Here is a 24,562-nt window from a genome sequence, read left to right on the forward strand (position 1 = left end):
CGAACCTAGCGGCGGGGGATAGAGCAAATGCTCGGGCCGCTCGGCGGGCAGGCGGAAACCAGATGGCCGCCGCTGCTTTCCCGCCCTGCACGGACAGGAAAACGCTGGCGATGTTGCAGTGCATCGGATACCTTGCGCGCCACAGGCGGGCCGTGCCCGCGTCCCGATGATGCGATCGCAGGCCGCACCCCATGGACCCGTCTTCCCCAGCGACCTCCCGGTTCGGCCGGTTCCGTGCGGCGATGATGGAGTCTCCGCCGCTGCTGTGGGCCTTCGTCTACTTCTTCTGCCTGCTGAGCGGCTATTACGTGCTGCGGCCGGTACGGGAGGCGATGGCGGCCTCCAGCGACATCGAAGCGGTGTTTCCTCCGGCGCTGATCGCCTTCTTCGCAGATCGCGGCGTCGCGCTCGGTGAATTCACGCTGCAGTTCATCTTCAGCGCCGTGTTCGTGATCATGCTGGTGTTGCAGCCGGTCTACGGCTGGCTGGTCAGCCGCTTCCCGCGACGGGTATTCCTGCCGGTGATCTACGGCTTCTTCATCGCCACGCTGCTGGTGTTCTATGCGATGTTCGACAGCGGCATCGCAGGGCGTGGCCTGGCGTTCATCCTGTGGATCACGGTCTTCAACCTGTTCGCGGTCGCCGTGTTCTGGAGTTTCATGGCGGACGTCTTCACCAATGCCGAAGCAAAACGCTACTACGGCTACATCGGCGCGGCAGGCACGATGGGAGCGTTTCTCGGCCCTGTGCTGACCAAGACCCTGGTGGTCCGGGTCGGCATTCCCAATATGATGCTGGTGTCGGCGTTCCTGTTCTCGATCTGCGTGCTGTGCATCGTTCGCTTGCGCGCCTGGGCGGTCGCGCGCGAGGCCGAGCGCCGGCAGGCGAGTGGCGAGATCCCGATGGGCGGCGATGTGCTGGCGGGGCTGAAGCTGATCGCCCGCGAGCCGCTGTTGCGCTGGCTGGCTGCGATGGTAGTGATGGGGGTCGGCGTGGGCACATTGCTCTACAACGAGCAGAACGCCATTGCACGCATCATGTTCACCTCGGCGGAGGCGCGGGCCAACTATTTCGCGACGCTGGACCTGGCGGTCAATTCGCTGACCCTGGTGGTGCAGCTGCTGTTGACCCGCGTGCTGCTGTCGCGCTTCGGCATCGCGCCGGCCCTGCTGATTCCCGGCGTGGCGATCATCATCGGGTTCTCGATTCTTTCCGCGTCACCCTTGCCGATGATGGTCGCCATCGTTCAGGTGGTCACGCGCGCCAGTGAATTCTCGTTGGCCAAACCGGCGCGCGAGACCATCTACACGCGGGTCGGCCGTGAATGGCGCTACAAGGCCGGTGCCGCCATCGACACGGTGGTCTATCGCGGCGGCGACCTCAGTTTCGTCTGGCTGCACAAGCTGCTGTCCGCGTTCGGCTCGAACGTGGTGTTCGGCGCCGGCCTGCTGGTCGCCAGCGCGATGACCTTCAGCGCGTGGCGACTGCTGCGCGAAGAAGCCAAGCTGCCGTCCGAGCGTACGACACCGTCGGAGGCCACGCGCGCCTGACGTCTCGGCGCATTGCCGTTATGCTGCCTGCCTTCTAACGGGAGATGCGGATGGACGTGATCGCGACGGTACTCGTGGTGCTGGTGGCGCTGCTGCACGTCTATTTCCTGGTCCTGGAGATGTTCCTGTGGACCAAGCCACTGGGGCTGAAGACCTTCCGCAACACGCCCGAGAAGGCCGAGACCACCCGCGTGCTTGCCGCCAACCAGGGCCTCTACAACGGCTTCCTCGCCGCTGGCTTGCTGTGGGGCCTGTTCACGGCGCAGTGGAACGTGGTCGTCTTCTTCCTGCTGTGCGTCATCGTGGCGGCGCTGTACGGCGCGTGGAGCGTCAACAAGCGCATCTTCTTCGTGCAGGGCCTACCGGCGGTAGCGGCGCTGGTCGCGGTCTGGTTCATCTGAGGAAAGCCATTGTAGGAGCGACGTAAGTCGCGACCGCGAACTCCGGATTGCCGGAGATCTTTGTTGACGCGGGATCGGATGCCGTGCGATCGCGACTCACGTCGCTCCTACAACGGCGATGCCTCGCGTGGCGGTTTCGGCGACACCCACATGGCGATGCAGGCGCGGAACACCGCTTCGCCCTGCGGGTTGCTGACCACCACGTCCATCGGCAGGTCGTAGCCTTCAGCGGATTCGCGCGGCTCGAACGCCGGCGTGGCGACGGCGTGCATCGTGCCGACCGCCTTCTTCAGGTATTCGACGGTCATGCCCTTGGGAATCCAGCGCATCGAGCGCGGGATGCTGACGTCGGTGGTCAGCCCGCCGACGAACTCGGCCAGGTTGCACAGCGCGATCGCATGCACCGTACCCAGGTGGTTGGTGACCGACCGGCGGTGCGCGATCGTCGCCTCGCCACGGCCGGGTTCCAGCCGCGTCACGCGCGGCCCTATGCTGCCGAAGTAAGGCGCCTTGAAACAGATCAGCCGCGAAAACAGCCAGTGGCCGAACGGCTTCCTGCTCAGGCTGCGGTAGATCGTCAGGACATCGGCGCGCATGGGATCGGATTCCGTGGGGTCAGGCCAGCCAGGTCAGCACCGCGACACCGAGCAGCCCGATCCAGCCGGGATGCCGTCCACGCGTGGCCACGAAGACGAACAGGGCGCCGGCCAGCATCCCGCCGATGACCGCGCGCTCGACGAACAGTCGCTGCACCTCCGGGCTGTCCGCGAACGCGAGCCGGACGAGGATCGCACCGAGCGCGATGCCGAAGGCGCTGGTGAGGTGCCAGCTCGCCCAGAGGATGCGCACATGGCGGATCCGCAGGACATTGCCCCCGTTGTCCGGCATCCAGCCGGTCGTCCGCTGGCGGCGGAAGATCATGTATTCGCCGGCCACCGAATGGATCGCCGCGACCAGGAAAGCCAATGCCCCGGCCGCCAGCAGCAAGGGGTGTACCGGGGCATCGGTCATGGACGGGTCCTTGCGTCGTGGGCCGTCGCGCCGTCCTCAGGCCGCTTCGCGCGGGTGCCGCTTGTGCTGGGGCAGGTCGTAGAAGCTGGCCGCGCGCAGTTCGTGGGTGTCGAAGTCGTCCACCGTGATCGTGTCCAGCGTGATCGCGCGCAGTTCTTCCAACTGCTTGCGCTCGTCGGCGGTGATCCAGCCCTCGCGCACGCCTTCGTCCAGTTGCGCGCTGTAGTCCAGCGCCTCGATGTCCTTGGTCTTCAGCGCCTTCAGGAACTTGCGCTCCACCGGCTCGGCGGCGACGGCGGCGGCCAGGTAGCTGTCGATGCGGCCACCCGGATTGTTCTCGCACGGGGTCAGGAACACGCCCTGGCCCAGGCGGTCGCGCGCCTCGTTCGGCGCCATCAGCAGCATGGCGACGCGATGGCTCAGGCGATCGCCAGGCGCCACCGCACGGCGGCCCCACGGGAACACCACCGGCCACAGCAACCAGCCCAGCGGCTTGATCGGGAAGTTGCGCAGCGCCTGCGACAGCGCCAGTTCGATCTCGTACGCGCTGTTGTGGAAGGCCCAGGCCAGCAGCGGCTTGTCGGCTTCCGGCGTGCCTTCGTCGTGATGGCGCTTCAGCACCGCACTCATCATGTACAGGTGGCTCAGCACGTCGCCCAGGCGGCCGGACAGCGATTCCTTGAACTTCAGCTTGCCGCCCAGCGCGCCCAGCGAGATGTCGGTCAGCAGCGCCAGGTTGGCGGCGTAGCGGTCGAGCTTGCGGAAGAACTTCTTCGTATACGCATCACCCGGCGCGGCACCGATCTTCGAGCCGGTGATGCCGAACCAGAACGAACGCACGGCGTTGGAAATCGCACCGCCAATGTGCGGATACAGTACCGCGTCCAGCTGGTGGATGCCCGCCTTCGCATCGGGATCCTGCGCCGCGCGCATCTCCTTGATGATGTACGGATGGCACAGGATCGAACCCTGGCCGAAGATCAGCAGGCTGCGCGTCATGATGTTCGCGCCTTCCACCGTGATGGCGATCGGCGAGGCTTGCCAGGCACGGCCGGCGAAGTTGCGCGGGCCCAGGATGATGCCCTTGCCGCCGACGATGTCCATCACGTCCTTGGCGACGTCGCGGCCCATGTTGGTGCAGTGGTACTTGGCGATCGCCGACGGCACCGACGGCACATCGCCGCGGTCCACGGCCGCCGCGGTGGCCTGCGACAGCGCGCTGATCGCGTAGGCCTTGCCGCCGATGCGGGCGAGGGCTTCTTCCACGCCTTCGAAGCGGCCGACCGACAGGCCGAACTGCTTGCGGATGCGCGCGTACGCACCGGTGACGCGCGCGCCGGCCTTGGCGCCGCCGCTGGCGGTGGAGGGCAGGGTGATCGAGCGGCCGACGGCGAGGCACTCGTTGAGCATGTTCCAGCCCTTGCCGGCCATCTCCACGCCACCGATCAGCTGGCTGAGCGGAATGAACACATCCTTGCCGTGGATGGGGCCGTTCTGGAACGGCGAGTTGAGCGGGAAGTGGCGGCGGCCCACGTCCACGCCGGGCGTGTCGCGCGGCAGCAGCGCCAGGGTGATGCCGATGTCGCGCGTGTCGCCGATCAGGCCGTCCGGATCGTACATGCGGAACGCCAGGCCGATGATGGTCGCGACCGGCGCCAGCGTGATGTAGCGCTTGTCGAAGGTCAGGCGGAGGCCCAGCACGTTGGCGCCGTTCCACTCGCCCTTGCAGACGATGCCGTAGTCGGGGATCGAGGTCGCATCGGAACCGGCGAACGGACCGGTCAGGCCGAAACACGGCACTTCCTGGCCGATGGCGAGGCGCGGCAGGTAGTAGTCCTTCTGTTCCTGGGTGCCGTAGTGGTTGAGCAGTTCACCCGGGCCCAGCGAGTTCGGTACGCCCACGGTGGAACTGACCACGCTGCTGACCGAGGCGATCTTCTGGATCACCTTGTGGTGCGCCAGCGCGGAGAAGCCCAGGCCGCCGTACTGCTTCGGGATGATCATGCCGAAGAACTTGTGCTTCTTGATGTAGTCCCACAGTTCCGGCGGCAGGTCGGCGTGGACGTGGGTGATTTCCCAGTCGTTGGTCATCCGGCACAGTTCTTCCACCGGACCGTCGAGGAACGCCTGCTCTTCGGCCGTGAGCTGCGGCTTCGGGTAGGCGAGGAGCTTGTTCCAGTCCGGGTCGCCGGTGAACAGGTCGCCCTCGAAGCCCACCGAGCCGGTTTCCAGCGCGATGCGCTCGGTCTGCGACAGCGGCGGCAGCGCACGGCGCAGGAAGCCCAGCGCGGGCGCGGTGATCAGCGGCTTGCGGATCGCCGGGATCAGCAGCGGCACCGCGATCGCCACCACGACCAGCGCCGCGACGACGGTGGCGGTGGGGTTGGCGCCCAGCAGCCAGCACGCGACCAGCAGGCTGGCGGTGATCGCTGCCCAGTAGGCGAGCCGGATCCGGTGGTAGGCGGCGAACGCGCCCGCCAGCAGGAAGGCGAGGAAGGGGATGACGATGCTCATGGGGTTGCTCCGGACACGGATTCGGTTACATCGGATTCGGCATTACCCGGCACGGCCGACAGGCTTGCCAGGTATTCCAGCACGGTGGCGGTAAAGGCGTCGTTGTCATCGCCGGCCACCATGTGCGTGGCCTGCGGCAGGTGCACGTGGCGCGCATGCGGCACCAGCGTCTTGAATTCTTCGACGGTCTTCTCGGACACCAGGTCGCTGCGGCCGCCGCTGATCAGCAGCACGGGGCAGCGCACCTGGCGCGCGGCGTCGGCGATGGCGTCCTGGTGTTGCGCACTGTCGCGCGCCAGTTCGTCCACCAGGCGCGGATCCCAGTGCCAGCGCCAGCGCCCGTCGGCACCTTCGCGCAGCAGTTCGCGCAGGTCGTCGGCGGACTTGCGCGTGCGGCGCTGCGGTTGGTAGGCGGCGATGGCATCGGCGGCGTGGTCCAGCGAGTCGAAGCCGTCCGGGAACGCGGTCATGAAGGCCAGGATGCGCTGCAGGCCGGCCTGTTCCCAGCGCGGGGTGATATCGATCAGCACCATGGCGCGGAACAGGCCGGGCCAGCGCGATTCCGCGATCAGGCCGAACAGCCCGCCCATCGAGGCGCCCACCAGTACCGGCGGCTCGGGCTGTTCGCCGGCCACCACGATCAGGTCGTCGGCGAACTGGTCGCCGGTGTAGGGCAGGTCGGGGGCGTTGCGGTCGGAGCCGCCATGGCCGCGAGCGTCGTAGGCGAGGCCGGCATACCCCTGCGCGGCCATCCGTTCGCCGGTTCGGGTCCAGGCACCGCGCGTCTGGCCGAAGCCATGCGCAAAGATCAAGGCGGGATGCGCCTGCAGCGCGCCGGGCGAGGCGAAATGGCGGATCGCGAGTGAGGCATCGCCTTGCCCCGGCAACACACCATCCGTTCCGGTGTCAGTGACGAGGGAGGGGGCTGTCGGGGCTGGAGAGGCGCGCATCACCATACGGGCTAGTATGGGTTGTCGCATTTAGAGTAGTCAATCGGGCCGGTGCCGACGCTTCTGCTGCAACCGCTTGATTTGGCTTTACTTGTGATGCGTCGCAACATACATACCGCTACACACCGCGGCGTATGGTTAAATGCGGAACATGAACGCACCCAGCCCCGAGACGCCCGCCGCCGCCCCCACCCGCAATGCCCGCCTGAGTGCGGACGACTGGGCGCAGGCGGCGCTCGACCTGATCGCTGAACAAGGTGTGTCGTCGGTGGCGGTGGAACCTCTGGCGCGCCGGTTGGGCGTCACCAAAGGCAGCTTCTACTGGCACTTCCCTTCACGCGATGCGCTGCTGCAGGCGGCGCTGGAGCGCTGGGAAGTAGGCGAGCAGGAAAACATCTTCGGCAGCCTGGAGAAGGTCGCCGATCCGCGCGAGCGCCTGCGTGCGCTGTTCCAGCTGGTCGGCCATGAGGTCAAACCGCACATCATCTACAGCGAACTGCTGAAGGCGCTGGACCATCCGGCCGTGCAGCCGGTGATCGACCGCATCTCCCAGCGCCGCCTCGATTATCTGGTGGCGATGTTCCGCCAGGCCGGCCTGCAACGTACCGATGCGACCCACCGCGCACGCCTGGCCTACGCGGCCTATGTCGGTTTCCTGCAGTTGTCGCTGCAGTTGCAGCAGCCGCGCATGACGTCGGAAGAATTCGAGACCTACCTCGAACACGTCATCTCGACCTTGATTCCGACCTGATACGCGGGGCGGGTCTGCGCCCGCCTAGCTAGCTGGACGCTGACGCGGCGCGCTTCAGCTCCGACAGCCGCACGATGACATACGCAAGTAGCGCCACCGCGAAAAAGGCCAGCAGCATCCAGGCGATGCCCTGCAACGTCTCGATGATGGTGCGGTAGACCTCCAGTACCCAGCGCTCGGTGGTCAGCGCGATGATCTGCGCCTTTTCCTTGTCCATCCACTGCGGGGCGGTGATGTAGCGCTCCAGTTCGTGGATGCGCACGCCGGACGACACGCCGACCACGAGCGTGGCGAACTGCATGTAGCGCAGCCATGCCTTACTGATGTCGTCGGCGATGATGCGCGTCAGGATCCGGTCGATGGGCTTGGAGAACATCCATGTAACGCCCCATGCGACCGCAGCGGAGAGCAACAGGGTGACGGCGAGCAGGGTCAGGAACATGTCGATCTCCTCGTGAGCGGATTACGCCGGCCCCATTGCCCGCTGCCGTACGCCACCCCGCCATTCCCGCTGCTCGCGCACGTAGCCGCTACGCTCCAGCCATCGGAAGATCGAGCGCACCGTGACGACCGGGTAGTCGCCGGACAGGCGTGTGCCGACGGAGTGGTCGGTGAAATCGGTGTTGGCGGAAAACAGCCCACCCAGCACGCGCTTGGAATAGGCGATATGCACCGTATCCGGCACGAAGCCGTCGCCGCGCGCGAACGCGTACGCGCTGCGACGGTCGTAGATGCCGCGGTCCGCCATCGCCGATGCCATCACCTCCACGATCCACGCGGTGGAGTTCTGGTAGTCCTCGCTGCCGGGGCGTGCGATCAGGTTGTAGCGCGGGTGGTGCAGGCTGTGGCGCGGCATCTGCTGCAGGCGCGCGGCCAATCGATCGGCGACCTCCGGCGGGAACCACACGATGCGCAGGTCCTGGTTCACCAGGTCGTCGGAGAAGAAGTTCACCAGCCCCTGCGCGTACAGGCCGGAGCGGTCGGTGCCGCATTCGTTGAGCAGGTGCACGACGGTCCAGCGCCCGTGCGCGTGGTCGCGCACCGCAAAGCCGGCATGGCTGTAGACCAGTCCCTGCTTCGACAGGTCGGTGCCGACGCGCGCGATCAACGCGACCGGTGCGTCCACCTCGTCCAGTTGCTTCGCCGCCAGCAACGCCGTGCGTGCGGCCTCGGCGACCTTGTGCGGCGGCATCTCCATCTGCCGGCAGGCATCGCCCCCGCGTGCCGTCCCTGGCAGCGCGAGGGCGATGATGAGACACAGCACCGCGAGCGCGCGCATCGCGCTCAGCCGCCGTAGCGATGGCTGTGGATATGCGGTCGCGCGGCGTCGTTGGCGATGAAGCACAACGCCTCGCCGGCCGCGCTGAGGATCCAGCCCGTCGACACCACCGCCACGCTGACTGCGGTACCCACTGCGATACCCAATCGCTTGATCGCCTCCGCGCTCAGGTAGACCACGAACGAGGCCGCACCCACCACGCCGGCGGCGGCGACGGATACCGTCACCGCCACGCTGCCGGCGACGACCGCCACGCCGGTGACCACCGCCGAGGCACCGTGGCCCAGCGCATGGATCACCGCCACCGGCACTTCGATGGAGGCTTCCAGGCTGGCCTGCGACAGCCGGCTGGCGCCATCGGACTGCGGCGCGGCCTGAGCGGGAAGGGTGAAGCCGCCGGAGAGTGCGGTGGCCAGGGTGAGGGTCAGTGAACGGGCGATCAGGCGGGTCATGATGGAGTCCTCCGGCGTCGCCGCACCATGGGCGGCGCCCCGGGCGGTGTTCAATCGGCATCGACGAGGTAAGCTCCGGCGCAACGTCCGGTATAGGAATGCGCTACCGATGGCCGTCTCGGTCGACCTGATCGACGCACTGAAGCGCTGCTTGCGCGCACAGAACCTCACCTACCGCGAACTCGCCGTGCGCATCCGCATGAGCGAGGCGGCGGTCAAGCGCATGTTTTCGCGCCGTGCGATGAGCCTGCAGCGGCTGGAGCAGATCTGCGAGGTGCTGGACGTCGGCCTGGCCGAACTCAGCGCCGAAGCCTCGCGGGGGCGCAAGGCAATGGCGCTGCTGAGCGAGGCGCAGGAACAGGCGCTGGTCGACGAACCCACCCTGCTGCTCGCCTTGTTCCTGACCCTCAACCGCTGGCGGCAGGACGACGTGATGGGCCACTTCGGCTTCACCCCGGCGCAGTGGACCGGGATGCTGGTGAAGCTGGACCGGCTGGAGATCATCGAGCTGATGCCCGGCAACCGCGGACGCGCACTGACCGCGCGCAACTTCCGCTGGCGCGCCGACGGGCCGATGGAGCGCTATTTCCGCCACACTCTGCTGACCGACTACTTCGCCGATCCGTTCGATGGCGAACAGGACGCGCTGCTGCTGCTCAGCGGCAGCCTGAGCATCGACGGCATCAAGCAGCTGCGGCAGCGGCTGGAGGAAGTGGCGCGCGAGTTCGACGCCCTGCTGGCCCGCGACGCGACGCTGCCGGCCGAAGAGCGAGTGGGCGTGAGTCTGGTGCTGGCGCAGAAGCCCTGGCTGCTGCAACTGTTCAATCCCTACCGGCGCTCGCGCGGGGCGTGACCGCCGCGGTGAGGATGGCGCTCCGAAGCCCGATGATCGAGTTCGGAGGGCCATCGATCGAGCAAAAAGGGCCGTCGATCAAGCTCAAAGTGCCATCGATCGCCTTCCGAGTTCCATCGATCGAGCAAGAAGCACCCTCGATCGCCCTCTGTGCGCCATCGAGATGGCCCTTTTTTCTCCATTGATGGAGTTCTGAACCCCATCCATCACCTTCCTTTGCTCTATCGATGGCTTTCCGAACCCGATCGATAGCCTTCCGAGTCCCATCGATGGCCCTTTTTGCTCGATCAATGACATTCATGGCCTCGCGGAGGAGCTTGGGGAGCGATCGATGGCGTTCCGAAGACCATCGATGACGTCCTGCCCCCCTCACCCCGGCCCTCTCCCCCGCCAGTGGGGAGGGGCGGCTAATTCCGGCCGCCGCCTGACCGCCAGTCGCCTCCGGGCGCGTTCTCCTCGTCTGAAGGACAAGACATTGGTATCATTTTGGTCTCACTTTTCGAGGGTGGCGCATGAACGCAGCGGTCGATGTTTTCAAACGCAACGATTTTCCGGGCAGTTCGCTGGATGCATTGAATGCCTGGGTTGCGGAGGTCGCCGCGCTCACCCAACCCGATCAGATCCACTGGTGCGACGGCAGCGATGCCGAGAACGCGCGGCTCACCAGGCAGATGCTGGCCGACGGCACGCTGCTGCCGCTGAACCCCGAAACCCACCCGCATAGCTGGCTGCACCGTTCCAGCCCGAGCGACGTGGCGCGCGTGGAGCACCTGACCTTCGTCTGCACCACGCAGCAGGAAGACGCCGGCCCCAACAACCACTGGATGACTCCGGCCGAGGCGCACGCCAAGATGGACGCGCTGTTCGCCGGCTGCATGCGCGGCCGCACCCTGTACGTCATTCCCTACTGCATGGGGCCGATCGATTCGCCACTGTCGCGCTGCGGCGTGGAGATCACCGATTCGCCGTACGTGGTGGCGAACATGCGCATCATGACCCGCATGGGCGCTGCGGCGCTGGCGCGTATCGAGCGGGAAGGGACCTTCGTGAAGGGCCTGCACTCGACCGGCGAGCTGGACCCGGACCGCCGCTTCATCATGCATTTCCCCGACGAGCTGACCATCAAGAGCTTCGGCTCCGGCTACGGCGGCAACGCGCTGCTGGGCAAGAAGTGCCACGCGCTGCGCATCGCCTCGCACCAGGCGCGCAACGAAGGCTGGCTGGCCGAGCACATGCTGATCGTCGGCATCGAGAACCCGCAGGGCGAGACGCATTACATCGCCGCGGCGTTCCCCTCGGCGTGCGGCAAGACCAACCTGGCCATGCTGATCCCGCCGGAAGGCTATCGCCAGGCCGGCTGGAAGGTCTGGACGATCGGTGACGACATCTGCTGGATGCGCCCCGGCGCCGACGGCCGCCTGTACGCGATCAATCCGGAGGCCGGCTTCTTCGGCGTGGCGCCGGGCACGTCGGACAGCTCCAATCCGAATGCGCTGGCCACCATCAGCCACCACACCATCTTCACCAACGTCGCCGTCACCGACGAGCAGGAGCCGTGGTGGGAAGGCCTGGACACGCGCACGCCGTCGCTGGACTGGCAGGGCCGTCCGTTCGACGCCGCCAACGGCCCGGCCGCGCATCCGAACTCGCGCTTCACCGTGTCGGCCAGGCAGTGCCCCAGCTATTCCGCCAAGGCGGAGGACCCGCAGGGCGTGCCGATCAGCGCCATCGTCTTTGGTGGCCGCCGAGCCTCGCTGGTGCCGCTGGTGTTCGAAGCGCGCGACTGGACGCACGGCGTGCTGGTCGGCGCCGCGATGGGGTCGGAAACCACCGCCGCCGCGACCGGCGCGGTCGGCGTGATGCGCCGCGACCCGATGGCGATGAAGCCGTTCTGCGGCTACAACTTCGCCGACTACTTCGCGCACTGGCTGTCGTTCGATGGCGCCGATGCGAAGCTGCCGAAAATCTTCCACGTGAACTGGTTCCGCAAGGGCGGCGACGGCAAATTCCTGTGGCCGGGCTTCGGCGAGAACCTGCGCGTGCTGGAGTGGATGATCCGCCGCGTCGAAGGCAAGGCCGACGCAGTGGAAACACCGATCGGCCACCTGCCACGCGCCGAGGACCTCAACCTGGACGGCGTGGCGCTGAGCGACGAAGCGCACGAGCTGCTGTTCGGCTTCGACCGCGCCGGCTGGCAGGCCGAGTTCGCTGGCATCGGCGACTACCTGGAGGAATTCGGTGCACGCACCCCGCAGGCGCTGAAGGACGAACAGCAACGCATCGCCGCCCGCCTGGCGCACTGATTCCCCGCCTCGCGCACCCTTTTCCTGCGCAAGCCCCGCCGCATCCACCCCGGATGCCGCGGGGCTTTTTCTTGGGGCGCGTTTCCTTCTCCCCGCCTGCGGGGAGAAGGTGCCCGGAGGGCGGATGAGGGGCGACGGCGCACATGTCAGCGGTACGCCCGCAGGTCGTCGAGCATCGATGATCTGGATCTTGTCCTGATGCGCATGCCCCCGGACTTCGTTCGCCCCTCACCCGCCTTCGGCACCCTCTCCCCGTTCCACGGGGCGAGGGGAGCCGCGCATAGAGAGGGCTTTGTGGTGGACTGAACCCGCGTCGGCAAAAAAGTCCGGCGCCTCTAAACCCCTGCGCACCCGCCCGCATCCCAGTCAGTATGCTGAATGCCGTGATCGACCCTTTTGCCGACTGCCTCACCCCCGAGGACGCCGCCGCCCAGGACACCACCCTGGCGCGCTCGGCGGCCACGGGGGACATGCGGGCCTTCGAGGCGCTGTACCGGCGGCACGCAAGCCGCATCCATGGCGTCATCCAGCGCTTGGTGGGCCACCACGGCGTGAGGGCGGAGGATCTGACGCAGGAGGCGTTCGTGCGGGCCTGGCAGGCGCTGCCGGCGTTCCGCTTCGAGAGCGCCTTCAGTACCTGGTTGCATCGCCTGGCAGTGAACACCGCGCTGATGGAACTGCGTGGCCGCCGCACCGGTCCGCGCTTCGACGATGACGAGGACGCGCTGGAAGACCTGGGCATGGCCGACAGCGCCGGCAGCAGCACGGCTCTGTCGATGGACCTGGAGCGCGCCGTCGCCACGTTGCCGCCTCGCGCCCGCGCCGTGCTGGTCCTGTACGACGTGGAAGGCTGGAAGCATGAAGAGATCGCCGCCGAGCTGGGCATGGCGGTAGGCAGTTCGAAAGCCCAGTTGCACCGCGCGCGGCACCTGCTGCGCGAGCGTCTAGGAGCACACGCATGACCCCACACGATCCCACCCCATTGTCTGACGACGCGCTGCGCTGGCAGTTGCGTGCCCTGCGCCAGGACGCGCCACCCTCGCGCGACCTGTGGCCGGACATCGCCGCGAAACTCGCAGCGGCGCCTGCGATGGCGATCGCCCCGTCGCGACGCCACCGTCGCGTGGCGCCATTCGCCCTGGCGGCTTCCGTGCTGCTGGCTGTCACGGTGACCTGGCAGCTGCAGCGTGCGCCCGAAGGCGATGCGCTGATCCAGCGCGAAGCCGCCGCGATGACGCGCGACTACACCGGTGCCCTGGCGCAGATGGATGCGCAGGCCAAGGCCTCGCCCGACTACGCCCCGGCGCTGCATGCGCTGGACCAGAGCGCGGCGGAGATCCGCCACGCCATCGCTACCGATCCCCAGGCGCGCTTCCTGCTGGAACAGCTGCGCCGCACCTACGCCCGTCGCCTGGCACTGACCCAGCGCGCGGTCCTGACCTGAGGAGTTTCCCCATGCGTACCTATTCCATCTCCCTGCTGCTGGCCACCGCACTGCTGGCGCCGTCCGCGCTGGCGCAGACCGCCATCAACGAGACGCGCCCGCTGGATGCGCGCGGTCGCGTCGACATCAACAACGTCAGCGGCCGCATCGAAGTGCGCGGCTGGGAGCGCAATGAAGTCCAAATCACCGGCACGCTGGGCAAGGGCGTGGAGCGTCTCGACATCGATGGCTCGCGCGAGCAGCTCAGCATCGAGGTGCGCTATCCCAAGAGCAACTGGGGCGGCAACAGCGCCGGCCCGACCACGCTGGTGGTGATGGTGCCGGTGCGTGCGGACCTGGATATCGAATCCGTGGCCGCCAGCGTGGATGTCAGCGGCGTGGCCCCCGATGAGCTTTCGATCAGCAGCGTCAGCGGCAGCGTCGTCGCGGCCGCCGCACCGCGCAAGGCGGACGTGGAAACGGTCAGCGGCAACGCCAACCTTACGCTCAACAGTCAGGACGTGGACGTCAGTACGGTCAGCGGCTCCATCGTGCTGCGCGGCCGCCTGAACGGTGACATCGACGCGGAAACCGTCTCCGGCCGCATCGAAGTGGTCGTCAACGGCGAACGCGTGCGCGACCTCAGCGCCAGCACCGTCAGCGGTCGCGCCGAAGTGAGCACGGCGCTGGCGCCATCGGGCGAGATCAGCATGGAGTCCGTCAGTGGCAGCCTGCTGCTGCGCCTGCCGAAGGATGTCTCCGCGCAGGTCAGCGGCGAGAGTTTCAGCGGCAGCCTCAAGGCCACCGGCGTCACCATCGAGAAGCGCCGCGGTCCCGGTGCCAGCTTCTCCACCACCTACGGCAGTGGCAGCGGCCGGGTCAGCCTGGAAACCTTCTCCGGCAGCGCGGAAGTGCGGGTGGAGTAAGCGCCTCGGCGGCGGCGCGCCGTCCCGTATCATCGACGCGTTTCCCGATGATTCCGACCGAGGCTCCGCCGCATGACCAGTGCTGCATTCCATGTCCAGCAAGCGCGCCACCATCTGGAAACGGGCAATGCCGCACAGGCGCTGGCCGATGCCGAACAGGGGCTCGCGGCGCATCCCCATGACGATGCCCTGCAACTGGTTGCGGCGCAGGGATTGATGGCGCTGGGGCGCTTCGCCGAAGCGGCCACCCGGTTGGATACGCTGACGGCCGCCGCACCAGGCATGGGAGAAGCCTGGATGCGGCTGGGGGCCTGCCGGCTCCACGTGGGCGATACGCCAGGCGCGGTCGATGCGCTTGAACGCGGCGTCGCGCTGGCGCCGGAAGCCTTCATTGCGCGCCTGCAACTCGCCGAAGGCCTGCAGGTGCTTGGACGCACCGAAGAAGCGCTGGTGCAGTTCTTCCGTGCGGTCACCACGGCGCAGGCGAAGGGCCGCTGGCTCAACGACACCACCACCGTGCCCGACCTGCGCGATCGTGTGCGGCAGGCGATGGCGACCATCGATGCCGGCCGGCATGCGCTGTTCTCCAATGCGGTCGCGCCACTGGTCGAACAGCATGGTGCCGACGACCTGCGGCGCGTCGTGCACGCCCTGGAGGGCTACCTGGGCCTGCGGCCTGCAGGCAGTCCCGATCCCCGCCAGAAGCCGACGTTCTTCTACGTACCGGACCTGCAGCCCGAACCGTACTTCGACCGGACGCTGTTCCCGTGGTACGCCGCGCTGGAACAGGCCACCGACGCGATCCGTGCGGAACTGCAGCAGGTGCTCGCGGCGCGCAAGGGATTGCAGCCGTTCCTGGACTTCAGCGGGGGCGCACGCAAGAGCGATTTCCTGGACAACGCGCACGATCTGGACGCCGCGGCGTGGGACGGCTACTTCTTCTACCGGCATGGCCAGGCGTATGCCGGGCATCTGGCGGCCTGTCCCGTGACCTCGGCCGTGCTGGCGCAGGTGCCACTGACGCGCATCGACGGGCATGCCCCGGAAGTGCTGTTCTCGCTGCTGTCGCCCGGCACGGTGATCAAGCCGCACCATGGCGTGACCAACAGTCGCGTGGTCACGCACCTGCCGCTGATCGTGCCGCCGGACTGCGCGCTGGAGGTGGGCGGGGTGGAGCATGCGTGGGCGGAGGGCCGCTGCGTGACGTTCGACGACTCGTTCCTGCATGCTGCCTGGAACCGCAGCGATCGACTGCGCGTGGTGATGATCCTCGACACCTGGCATCCGCGGTTGCGCGAGGTGGAAGTGCAGGCGCTGACGCGGCTGGTGGAGACGATCGGCGCGTTCAACGCCCGCGCCGGTGTGGCGTGACCACGCTTACTCGTGCGTGTGGTCGGGCGCACCCGGCTTGTCGAACAGCAGGTAGGTCGACAGGATGTATTTGTCGTTGGACACCGGCGGCGCGCCCACGTGCTGGAACATCCAGTAGGGCGGGAACATCAGCAGCCGACCCGCGCGCGGCGTCACGTCGATGCCGAGGTCGGTGAAGCGGGTGGCGCCGCCCTCCTGCACGTCGTTGAGGTACCACAGGAACACCATGTAGCGCCCAGCGACTTCGTCGACCGAATCGAAGTGCGGCTGGAAGGTGTCGCCGCTGTTGGCGCGGTACTTCTTCATCGTCAATCGGTCGATGCGTGGCCGCAACGGCACCGGAAGCGTGAGCGACAGGTCGGCGTTGTAGCGCTCCAGCGCCTGTTCGATGCGTGTCATGAAGAATCCCACGAACGCAGGATCCGCCAGGCGCGTGAGGTTCATTTCCATCCAGCGGCTGTCGTCCAGCGCGGGCCGGTAGCCGCGCCCGTTCGGCACCTGGAATTGCGTGGACGCTTCGAAGTTGTCGATCAGCTGCCGGCAGAACGCGGCGGGCAGGGCATCGTCGTAAGTGCGGATGCAATCGGCGAGGGCTTTCATCGACTCATCGTACCGTCAGGTCGTAGCGCCAATGGTCGGCCACCGGCTGCAGGATGGGCAGTGCGGGCGCCAGCCAGCGTGCATACGGCTGCCAGCGGCCGACGGCGCGGGTATTCACCGGCTCGACGACCTGCGAATAACTCGGCGTACTGATGTAGCCCTTGCGCGCGGCGTGCTGGCTGAACTGCGCCAGGAAATCGCGGTCCTCGATCCCGAGGAACGTACCGATGCGGTCGACCTGTGCGGGGAAGTCGCCCACGGTATCCTCGTAGCGGAGGATCAGCGTATCGGGCGCCAACAGGGCCTGGTGGTGGATCCAGAAGCGCATCGCATTGGTGTAGCTTTTCGCCAGCCTTTCCAGGCTCGAGCACAGCACCATGAAGGCCGGCGAACGGAAGTTCTGCATGTAGCAGCTCAGCAGCACGTCACAAGGATGGCGCAACGCCAGGATGATCTTCGCGTTGGGGAACAACCGCAGGATCATCGGAAGCCGCAGCATGTTCAGCGGATTCTTGTCGACCAGTTGCTGGCCAGGCGCGAGGGTGATGACCTTCGCCACCTCCGTCCAGTAGACCGCGCGCAGGTCGTCCGCTGCCGCAGCGTCCAACCGATCCAGGCCATGCGGATACTCGAATCCGCGCTTCTCCATGTGCTCGATGCAGCGCTGCAGCGTGGCGCGCTCGTCCATCGACGCGTAACCGGGATGCGCATCCAGCATCTGTTCCAGCATGGTGGTGCCGGAGCGCGGGAATCCGACGATGAAGACAGGCGATGCCTTCTCATCCGGTGCGTGCGGATCGTGGCGGAAGCCACCTTCGTCTTCCGCCAGCCATTTGCTGGAGACTTTCAGCGGCTCGGCATCGGAGTGGGCGATCTCCGGCACCACGTCTTCCGCGAGCCGGAAGTGGATGGCGTGCGCCTTCTCCAGGTGCGCCATCGCTTTTGAGGGCTCCCGTTGCTTATCAGCGATGCTCGCCAACGTAAAATGGGTGCTAGCCTCGGCTTGGACGCTTGGATGAAGATCGAGTAGGGCATATGCATATTTGCTTGCCTCATCATGCCTTCCCATCCTCAAGGCAAGAGAAGACTGTAGTCCTAGGAGTTCGATCTGGAGTTGGCGCTCCAATTCGCTGCTCTGATGCTTCAAGTGGTCAATGAGTTTCAAGGCATCGTCGGTTCGATTTGTTCTTTCGAAAAGCTGCGCGAGTCGTATTGAAATCGAGGCCTCGGATGTGTTGCTCAGCCGCTCCTGCATGATGCGCTCGGCCTCATCTATGCGTCCAACCTGCATCAATGCCGTCGCCAGTTGCTCACTCAGCTGGGGTGAAAGTCCGTTCCAAGTTTTGGCATCTGGCAACAGAACTGCTGCCCTTTGAGCATCCCCGCATTCGAAGCATGCGATCGATGCATAGATCCTGGCATCAGGAAGGTCGGGCTGCGTATCCACCGCATCCAGAAACCGGTGACGCGCTTCGCCAATGCGTCCCATGTCCATCAGCAGAAGCCCGTAGTCCAGCATGCACTCGGTGCAGCCAGGGTCGAGAGATAGTGCGCGGCGGTAAGCTTCATCCGAATGGGCATACTCGCCGCAGTGGTGCAGAGCCCGCGCCAAGTTCGCCCAATGCGCGCCAACTGTAGGTCGCTGTTCCGCCAGCGAACGATAAGCCGAAATCGCCAGTTGATGGTTTCCCAGATCCTCTAAAGCGGATGCCTTCAGAATCAGGAGCGTTTCAGCATCCGCGACTCCGAGTGACGAGTCGCGGAGCACTTGGTCACAATAGTCTACAACAGCCTCCGCCCGGCCGGATTGAAGGAGCTGTAGCGCGTGTCGGAGTTGGTCTTGGATCATGCGCAGGATGATATAAAAAAACCGCGCGGAAAATCCGCGCGGTTCGGTGCTTCAAATGCGGACTTCAACGACAATCAGAAATTAACGGTGTATCTGGCCCACAGGTAGCGACCCAGCGTATCGAACGTTTGCACGTCGGTATTCGCGTTCAGCACGTTGTTCTGGTACATCATCGGAGGCTGCTTGTCGAAGGCGTTATCGAGGCCGATCTCGACTTTCGAGTTGAACCAAGGCAGTGAATAACCCATCTGGAAGCTGTGCACGAAATAGTCGCTGTACGTGGTTTTTACGCCGCAGAACTGGGGATTGTCCAGCGAACAGCCGGCATCGGAGCTTTCGATATCGAATCCACCGACATAACGAACTCGCCATGATGCAGTCATGTCGCCCTTCTGCCAGTTTGCGAACAAACGGCCACGATTGCGGGCCAAGTTGCCGTACTGGGTGCTGTAGGTGCCCGCTACACGATTGTTCAATGCTTCGGGGCCGCCTGGCAGCGTGTTGTTGTCGTAGCGAGCGATATATGTAGCGTCGAGGCCGAACAGCCAGCTACCCCAAGCGGTGTCAGGCAGTTTGTAACGCAGCGCAAGGTCCCAGCCCTTGACGTCAAGTCGTCCGAGGTTGACGACCGGCTCGCGAATGAAGCGAATCTGGCCATCGTCGTACCGGCTGATCAACGAGCAGGTTGGGCTGCTGTCGTCGGCATAGCAGGCGTTCAGTACGGTATTGGCAGCGAGGTTGGTGATGGTGTTGTCCAGATACATCCGCCAATAGTCCAGGCTCAGCGAGAGGCCTGGCAGCCATTGCGGGTCGTACACGACACCCCAGTCGAATGACTTGCCTTCTTCCGGCTGTAGGTTGTAGCCCAGAAGGTTCGCGCCGGAAGTGATTGCGTTGACCTGCGAGAGACCGGGGTTAATGATGCCAGTCGCCGGGTCGATGTTGGTCGCGCCGGTGGGGGCGCCGCAGGCATTCTCATGATTCAAAGGTGTGCTGGCGCGCCCGTAGCCCGCGCAGATGTCGATGGCCGTGGGGCTATTCGCGGCCGAACCAGCGTAAAGGTCATTGATGCTGGGTGCGCGGAAAACCTCAGCCACGGTGCCGCGAAGCAGTAGATTCTCGATCGGACGCCACTCCACCTGCAATTTACTGTTGGTGGTGTCGCCGAATAGGCTGTAGTCGGAATAGCGGGTGCCCAGCGTAACAGCCAGTTGGTGGGCGAAGGGGAGCTCCGACAGAATCGGAACGTACAATTCGCCATAGAGTTCGGTTACATCGAACGAGCCCGCATTCGGGGTCGAGCAAGCTTCACCTGAGATGACGCAGTAGATGTTTCCATCTTCGTCGAACTGGGCGAGTGCAATGTAGCTAACCCCCGAGTCCTGGGTCTCTTCGCGATACGAGGCGCCGAATGCCAACTGGACGGCACCTGCAGGAAGGCTGAAGAGTTCGCCGCTTGCATTGGCTTCGAAGCTACGATTGATGTAGCGGGTCGAGTAGTCCGGGATGGCTTGATACTGCTGCAGCGTCGCGATGGTCTGGGGATCGTCGATGTTGAAGATGTTGAGTGGAACGCAGCCAGAGATAATGGCGCCGGCTGCGCCACACTTGACTACGCCATCCGTATCGCGGAAGGAGGGTCCGAGCGCATCGGCCAGGCTGGCGTAATCGACGTAGCCATAGCTGGAGTTGCGGCTCTCATAGTGGCCGTAGTTGATGGCGGCATCCCACTTCCACGTTTGCCCGACAAAGCCCTCTAGACCGGCAACCGCTTGGCTGGTGTTGGTAGTGTAATAGGATCGGCGCTGTCCCAGCGACGTGAACCGCGTGCGGAAATCGCGTGCCGTGCCCGCGCCGAAATCGACGCCAAACGGATTGTAGAAATTGTCGGCAGCGATGTGCACGCCATCAGAGCGACCATCGAACGGAAGTGCGGCGATAGCGAAGTTTGATGTCGTCCGGTTGTGATAAACCTCTGCGAACGCATTGAGGTTTTCGCCGATCTGATAGTTTGCTAGGAAGAATACGTTTGAGCGCTCTTGTGGCGTTACGATCAGGTTGGTGGCCTGATAATTGTACGAATCAGTAGCGCCGCTGTAGCAACGATAGTCTCCGAGTGAAGCGCCAGAGGCCCCTTCAATACGAGTCACGCTTGAGCAATTGAATGAATTGCCTGACGGCAGGTAGATGCGTCCACGCGGGGCGCGGCTAGAACCGAGGATAGTTACGTATCCACTGTATAGATAGGTGGCATCCTTGGAAAAGTCACGATCCGCCGACGAGACACCATCGAACTGGTTGTAGTTGATGCCAGCGATGATGTTGCCCTTCTCGCCAACTTGGCCGAAGGTTACCGAGGCGCCGGTACGTTGCCCGTCTTGATGGCTTGGCGTGATACCGAAGTCGACCGACGCAGTCAGGCCTTCGAAATCACGGCGCAGGATGAAGTTCACAACGCCCGCTACTGCATCCGAGCCGTATACGGCCGAAGCGCCGCTGGTCAGAATCTCAATTCGCTCGACTGCGGTAGCTGGAATCGAATTGATGTCATTGTTGACTGTGCGACGGCCATTAACCAGCACAAGCGTGCGCTGCGAGCCTAGTCCGCGAAGATCAATGGTCGAAGCGCCGTCGCCGCCGCCATTGTTGACCTGTGGATTGGTAGGGGCACCGGATATTGCAGGCATTTCCTGCAACAGATCGCCCAAGGTTAGCTTGCCAGTCTGCTCGATAGCGGCGCGATCAATGATGACAACGGGGCTGGCGGTTTCGGTTTCTACGCGGGCAACGCGTGAACCAGTGACACGAACCGTGTCCAGATTCTTGGCGTCACTTGCCGCCTCTTGCGCGAAAGCAGCTCCACTGCCGGCAGCACTGGTGACGCCCACTGCGAGTACAAAGCCGATGGCTTCGCGCAGCTTGTTGGTCTTGTGGTTCATTCTCTCTCCGAGTGAGGTCGTTTAAGCCCTAGGGAATCCCCGCCGGCCGGCCAAGAAACGGCGGCCAAATGGCGAGGGTGGCCCGATCATAGTCGGGCACCGGCAAGAATTAAAGTGTTGTTAAGCGGCCAAAATTCGGCAAAACCACCGGCCCGCAGAGGCAAAGTCCTCTCCAGGTGCAGAGATTTCAACCTGAACAGGCAAAAGCACTCTGACGGTGCGAGGCGGCGACAGGACCGCCGGCCGTAACTTGGAGCGAAGCGCCTCGGCAAGCGTCTTCTCGCAGCCGCTTGTCCCGGTGACCATGTGTTTCACTTCTTGATCTATCAAAACAAAAAAGCACGGCCCCTTGCGGGGCCGTGCCAAGTCTTACAGCAGCAGTTCCGGTTATCAGAAGCGCTGGGTGTAGCGCATGTACATGAAGCGGCCGATGTCGAAGCCGCCGTAGTACGACACGTTGGCGCTCGGCTGGCTGTAGAACACCTGGCCGACATGGTTGAACACGTTGTTGGCACCGACCGAGATGGTGGCATTCCAAGGCGCCGTCCAGCGGAGCTGGAGGTCGTGGAACGTATTGGAACCCAGCTCGTTGGTGGCGCGCGACGTGGCGGAGCCGGAATTGCTGGGCGCCGAATAGGTCGGGTTGCTGCACTCGTCCGGGTATGCCGCTGCGCTGAGGCAGGCTTCCTTCAGGCCGGAGTAGTAGCGGGCAGTCCAGCTCGCGCCCCACTCACCCAGTTCCCAATTCAGGTTCAGGTTCGAGCGAATGCGGAAATGCGTGCCGGTGTCGGTTGCCGCCCAGCCCACGCCAGTAAAGGGATTGGGGTGGGTAACCGCGTTCTTCGTGCTGACCAGATCGTCGCGGACCGTATAGGTGCTGGTCCACTGGATCGCGAAGTTGCCCCAGCTCTCGGTCGGCAGGCGATAGGCCACGTCCAGATCATAGCCTTCCACTTCACGGTAGCCGGCGTTGATGCCGGTACGGCGCAGGTAGTTGACGATGCCGGTGAGCGGGTCTCGCTGGAACGCGCCGCAACGGGCGGCAATGTTGTTGATGTAGCAATCGTTGAGGATCAGGTTGGCACTATCGGAGATGATGGTGTTCTCCACCTTGATCTCCCACCAGTCCAGCGCGACGTTCAGGCCTTCGACAAAGCCCGGGCTCCAGACGGCGCCAAGGTTCTTCGAGCGCGACTGTTCCGGCGTGAGCTGGTCATTCGAGCCGGAAAGGAACGCCACCGGCGTCTGCGAGCTGGCCGCCGTGGTCGGAACGAAGCCCTGCTGCAACTGGCGGAAGGTGTCCGCGTTGACCGCACCCAAGCCCGTCTGGCAGCGCGCACGAACCGCCGCGCTGGTGCGCGAGGCGCCAAACTGCACGTCGCATGGGTCGGTGAAGAAGTCGAAGCTCTGCGAGCCGCCGCCGTACAGGTCGTTGATCGTCGGCGCACGGAAGCCATCGGCGATGGTGCCGCGGATCATCAGTGAATCGACGGGCTTCCACTTGAAGCCGAACTTGTTGTTGACGGTGTCGCCGAACGCATCGTAATCGGAATAGCGCGTCGCGATGTTGAAGCTGAGTTCACGTGCGCCCGGAAGGTCGGCCAACACGGGGATCTGCAGTTCTGCGTAGACCTCATCCACCGTGTAGCCACCGTTGGTGGGGAAGTTCGCCAAGTCGGTGGTGTTGCCGCTCTGGACCAGCGAGTCAGGACTGAACGCGCCTTCTTCCTTGCGGTTTTCCAGGCCGATGGCGAAGCCGAGGTCGCCAGCGGGCAGCGTGAACAGCGAGCCGGCCAGGTTGGCGGTGATGACGGTGCTTTCGGTCTCGGCGGTGGCGTGCGAGGTCGGGAACAGGAAAGCCTGCAGCGCCTGGTTGCCGCTCAGTGCGCCCTGCCCAGTGTTGCCGAAGTGGATGAACGGGTTGTACGGCGAGCACTGGTTCAACGCGATCGGGGCGGCTGCGGTGCCGCACTGCACGACGCCATCACCGTTGAGGAACGAGGGACCCACCGCTGCGCGCAGCGAGGTGAGGTTGAGGTTGCCCGTACCGGTCTGTACCAGCTTGTTCTGGTTGTAGAGGTAACCCACGTCCCAGTCGAAGAACTTCTCGCCTACTTCGAAGCTACCCTCGAAGCTGCCGGCGAAGCGGTAGGTCGTCAGGTCGGACTGGCTGGTACGCGGCACTTCCCACGTGCGGCGCCACCAGTTCTGAATCTCCACGCCCAGCGGATTGAAGTAGCTATTGGCAGCCATCGGCGTACCGAAAGCAATTGCCTGATACGGGTAACCGGCAACCTGTCGCAGGCTGTCGCGGTTGCTGTACATCAGGTTGGTGCGGAAGCGGACGTTGTCGGTCAGGTCGTAGATGCCGTCGACAAACAGTGCACGACGCTCCTGCGGGGTACGCAGGTCGGTCTGCAGGTTGGTGTTGGTCTTGTCGGTGGTTACCGTCGAATCGACGTTCTGCGGGCGGTAGTCAGCCGGGTTACGCGGGTTGCCACCGTCGCGGAGGATGTAGCGGCCATTGGCAAAACCAGGCAGCGGGAACAGGCTGGACACCGCAAAGCCACCGTACTGGCCAACCACCGTCCAACCCAGGTCCGGATGTATGTTGCTGCGCGGGAACGCCGAATAGGGGCGATCAGCAGAGGCAACCTTCTTCTCATCCGCCCATTCGGCGGCGATGGTCAGCGAGCCGCGCTCGCCGGTGAAGCCCATCGTGACGTCGCCGAGGGTGGTCTCGCCGTCACCTTGGCCGTACTGACCATAGTAGACGCTGGCTGCAGCGCCTTCGTAGTTGGAACGGGTGATGATGTTGATCACGCCGGCGATGGCGTCCGAGCCGTAGATCGAGGACGCACCGTCCTTGAGGACTTCGATGCGCTCGATAGCGGCGACCGGCACGGTCGAGATGTCCTGCAAGCCGCTGGTGGTGATGCCAAGACGCTTGCCATTGAGCAGTACCAGGGTGCGGGCGGCACCCAAGTCACGCAGGCTGATGAAGGTGCCGCCGACGGCTTCGCCCGAAGAGAGCGGCTGCGCGCGACTGATCGGCGGAGTGCCGACAGCGCTGATGTTCTGCAGGATATCGGCAACCGAAGAGAAGCCCTGCTTCTCAATCTCGCCGCGACTGATAGTCAGGACTGGCTGCGAGGTTTCGGTATCAACTTGGCGGATGCGGGTGCCGGTGACCTCGATGCGATCTAGCGTTGTGGCCTGCGCCTGCTCTTGAGCAAAGGCGATCGTGGTGCCGGCAGTCGAAATCATGCCCGCCGCGAGCGCGAACGAGATCGCGTCACGGAGCTTCGTGGTTTTGCAGTTCATTTTTTCTCTCTCTCCCGTAAAGGGGCTATCCCAAGGTGTCCCTCGATGCGGCCAAAAGGTGGCCAC

The 24,562-nt window shown here is 64.9% G+C and carries 20 protein-coding genes; 9 read left to right on the forward strand and 11 right to left on the reverse strand.

Annotation, left to right across the window (positions count from 1 at the left end; genetic code table 11):
• Positions 1-191 precede the first annotated feature (191 nt).
• Both V7060_RS15995 and V7060_RS16000 read left to right on the forward strand, forming a co-directional pair.
• Positions 192-1,550: an MFS transporter gene (locus V7060_RS15995; RefSeq protein WP_334180242.1), complete on the forward strand. Its 1,359-nt coding sequence runs from the start codon at positions 192-194 to the stop codon at positions 1,548-1,550.
• A gap of 50 nt (positions 1,551-1,600) precedes the next feature.
• Positions 1,601-1,951: a DUF1304 domain-containing protein gene (locus V7060_RS16000; protein ID WP_334180243.1), complete on the forward strand. Its 351-nt coding sequence runs from the start codon at positions 1,601-1,603 to the stop codon at positions 1,949-1,951.
• A gap of 107 nt (positions 1,952-2,058) precedes the next feature.
• On the opposite strand, the gene V7060_RS16005 is transcribed toward V7060_RS16000, so the two are convergent.
• Genes V7060_RS16005 through V7060_RS16020 form a run of 4 tightly spaced genes read right to left on the reverse strand, consistent with a single transcriptional unit; the run spans position 2,059 to position 6,426 of the window.
• Entirely contained in the window at positions 2,059-2,547 is a 489-nt protein-coding gene (locus V7060_RS16005) for a hotdog fold domain-containing protein (protein WP_334180244.1), read from the reverse strand.
• Between the two features lie 19 nt (positions 2,548-2,566).
• Positions 2,567-2,962, reverse strand: coding sequence for a hypothetical protein (locus V7060_RS16010; protein WP_334180245.1), 396 nt, complete (start codon positions 2,960-2,962; stop codon positions 2,567-2,569).
• 36 nt (positions 2,963-2,998) lie between these two features.
• A complete protein-coding gene (locus V7060_RS16015; protein ID WP_334180246.1) occupies positions 2,999-5,476 on the reverse strand; it encodes an acyl-CoA dehydrogenase in 2,478 nt (825 codons plus the stop codon).
• The gene (locus tag V7060_RS16020; RefSeq protein ID WP_334180247.1) at positions 5,473-6,426 is read right to left on the reverse strand and encodes an alpha/beta hydrolase; all 954 of its coding nucleotides are present in this window, start codon (positions 6,424-6,426) and stop codon (positions 5,473-5,475) included. The genes V7060_RS16015 and V7060_RS16020 overlap by 4 nt, the downstream gene beginning before the upstream one ends.
• Before the next feature lie 142 nt (positions 6,427-6,568).
• Between V7060_RS16020 and V7060_RS16025 the strand changes: the two genes are divergently transcribed.
• Complete coding sequence (locus V7060_RS16025; RefSeq protein ID WP_334180248.1) at positions 6,569-7,177, forward strand: TetR/AcrR family transcriptional regulator; 609 nt, start codon at positions 6,569-6,571, stop codon at positions 7,175-7,177.
• Positions 7,178-7,205: 28 nt separating this feature from the next.
• On the opposite strand, the gene V7060_RS16030 is transcribed toward V7060_RS16025, so the two are convergent.
• The 3 genes from V7060_RS16030 to V7060_RS16040 are packed head-to-tail and all read right to left on the reverse strand — an operon-like array spanning position 7,206 to position 8,908.
• Positions 7,206-7,619, reverse strand: coding sequence for a hypothetical protein (locus V7060_RS16030; RefSeq protein ID WP_334180249.1), 414 nt, complete (start codon positions 7,617-7,619; stop codon positions 7,206-7,208).
• 21 nt (positions 7,620-7,640) lie between these two features.
• Positions 7,641-8,456 carry a DUF2145 domain-containing protein gene (locus V7060_RS16035; protein WP_334180250.1) on the reverse strand — a complete coding sequence of 272 codons (816 nt, stop codon included), beginning with the start codon at positions 8,454-8,456 and terminating at the stop codon, positions 7,641-7,643.
• A gap of 5 nt (positions 8,457-8,461) precedes the next feature.
• Positions 8,462-8,908 carry a hypothetical protein gene (locus V7060_RS16040; RefSeq protein WP_334180251.1) on the reverse strand — a complete coding sequence of 149 codons (447 nt, stop codon included), beginning with the start codon at positions 8,906-8,908 and terminating at the stop codon, positions 8,462-8,464.
• Positions 8,909-9,017: 109 nt separating this feature from the next.
• Here V7060_RS16040 and V7060_RS16045 point away from each other — a divergent pair, with 109 nt between their 5' ends.
• The 6 genes from V7060_RS16045 to V7060_RS16070 all read left to right on the forward strand — a co-directional run bounded on the left by V7060_RS16045 (position 9,018) and on the right by V7060_RS16070 (position 15,784).
• Positions 9,018-9,761 carry a helix-turn-helix transcriptional regulator gene (locus V7060_RS16045; RefSeq protein ID WP_334180252.1) on the forward strand — a complete coding sequence of 248 codons (744 nt, stop codon included), beginning with the start codon at positions 9,018-9,020 and terminating at the stop codon, positions 9,759-9,761.
• Positions 9,762-10,273: 512 nt separating this feature from the next.
• A complete protein-coding gene (locus V7060_RS16050; protein ID WP_334180253.1) occupies positions 10,274-12,064 on the forward strand; it encodes a phosphoenolpyruvate carboxykinase (GTP) in 1,791 nt (596 codons plus the stop codon).
• A gap of 371 nt (positions 12,065-12,435) precedes the next feature.
• On the forward strand, positions 12,436-13,026 hold the full coding sequence (locus tag V7060_RS16055; RefSeq protein WP_334180254.1) for a sigma-70 family RNA polymerase sigma factor: 591 nt from the start codon (positions 12,436-12,438) through the stop codon (positions 13,024-13,026).
• Complete coding sequence (locus V7060_RS16060; protein WP_334180255.1) at positions 13,023-13,508, forward strand: hypothetical protein; 486 nt, start codon at positions 13,023-13,025, stop codon at positions 13,506-13,508. The genes V7060_RS16055 and V7060_RS16060 overlap by 4 nt, the downstream gene beginning before the upstream one ends.
• 11 nt (positions 13,509-13,519) lie before the next feature.
• Positions 13,520-14,413 (forward strand): DUF4097 family beta strand repeat-containing protein, encoded by an 894-nt coding sequence (locus tag V7060_RS16065; RefSeq protein ID WP_334180256.1) that lies wholly within the window; start codon positions 13,520-13,522, stop codon positions 14,411-14,413.
• A 72-nt stretch (positions 14,414-14,485) separates the two neighbouring features.
• Positions 14,486-15,784, forward strand: coding sequence for an aspartyl/asparaginyl beta-hydroxylase domain-containing protein (locus V7060_RS16070; RefSeq protein ID WP_334180257.1), 1,299 nt, complete (start codon positions 14,486-14,488; stop codon positions 15,782-15,784).
• 6 nt (positions 15,785-15,790) lie between these two features.
• On the opposite strand, the gene V7060_RS16075 is transcribed toward V7060_RS16070, so the two are convergent.
• The 4 genes from V7060_RS16075 to V7060_RS16090 all read right to left on the reverse strand — a co-directional run bounded on the left by V7060_RS16075 (position 15,791) and on the right by V7060_RS16090 (position 24,496).
• Complete coding sequence (locus tag V7060_RS16075; protein WP_334180258.1) at positions 15,791-16,384, reverse strand: 2OG-Fe(II) oxygenase; 594 nt, start codon at positions 16,382-16,384, stop codon at positions 15,791-15,793.
• 4 nt (positions 16,385-16,388) lie between these two features.
• Positions 16,389-18,233, reverse strand: coding sequence for a sulfotransferase (locus V7060_RS16080; protein WP_334180259.1), 1,845 nt, complete (start codon positions 18,231-18,233; stop codon positions 16,389-16,391).
• Between the two features lie 74 nt (positions 18,234-18,307).
• The gene (locus tag V7060_RS16085) at positions 18,308-21,172 is read right to left on the reverse strand and encodes a TonB-dependent receptor (protein WP_334180260.1); all 2,865 of its coding nucleotides are present in this window, start codon (positions 21,170-21,172) and stop codon (positions 18,308-18,310) included.
• Between the two features lie 390 nt (positions 21,173-21,562).
• Positions 21,563-24,496 (reverse strand): TonB-dependent receptor, encoded by a 2,934-nt coding sequence (locus V7060_RS16090; protein WP_334180261.1) that lies wholly within the window; start codon positions 24,494-24,496, stop codon positions 21,563-21,565.
• Positions 24,497-24,562 lie beyond the last annotated feature (66 nt).

The sequence above is a fragment of the Pseudoxanthomonas sp. genome (assembly GCF_036845285.1).
Classification (GTDB): domain Bacteria; phylum Pseudomonadota; class Gammaproteobacteria; order Xanthomonadales; family Xanthomonadaceae; genus Pseudoxanthomonas_A.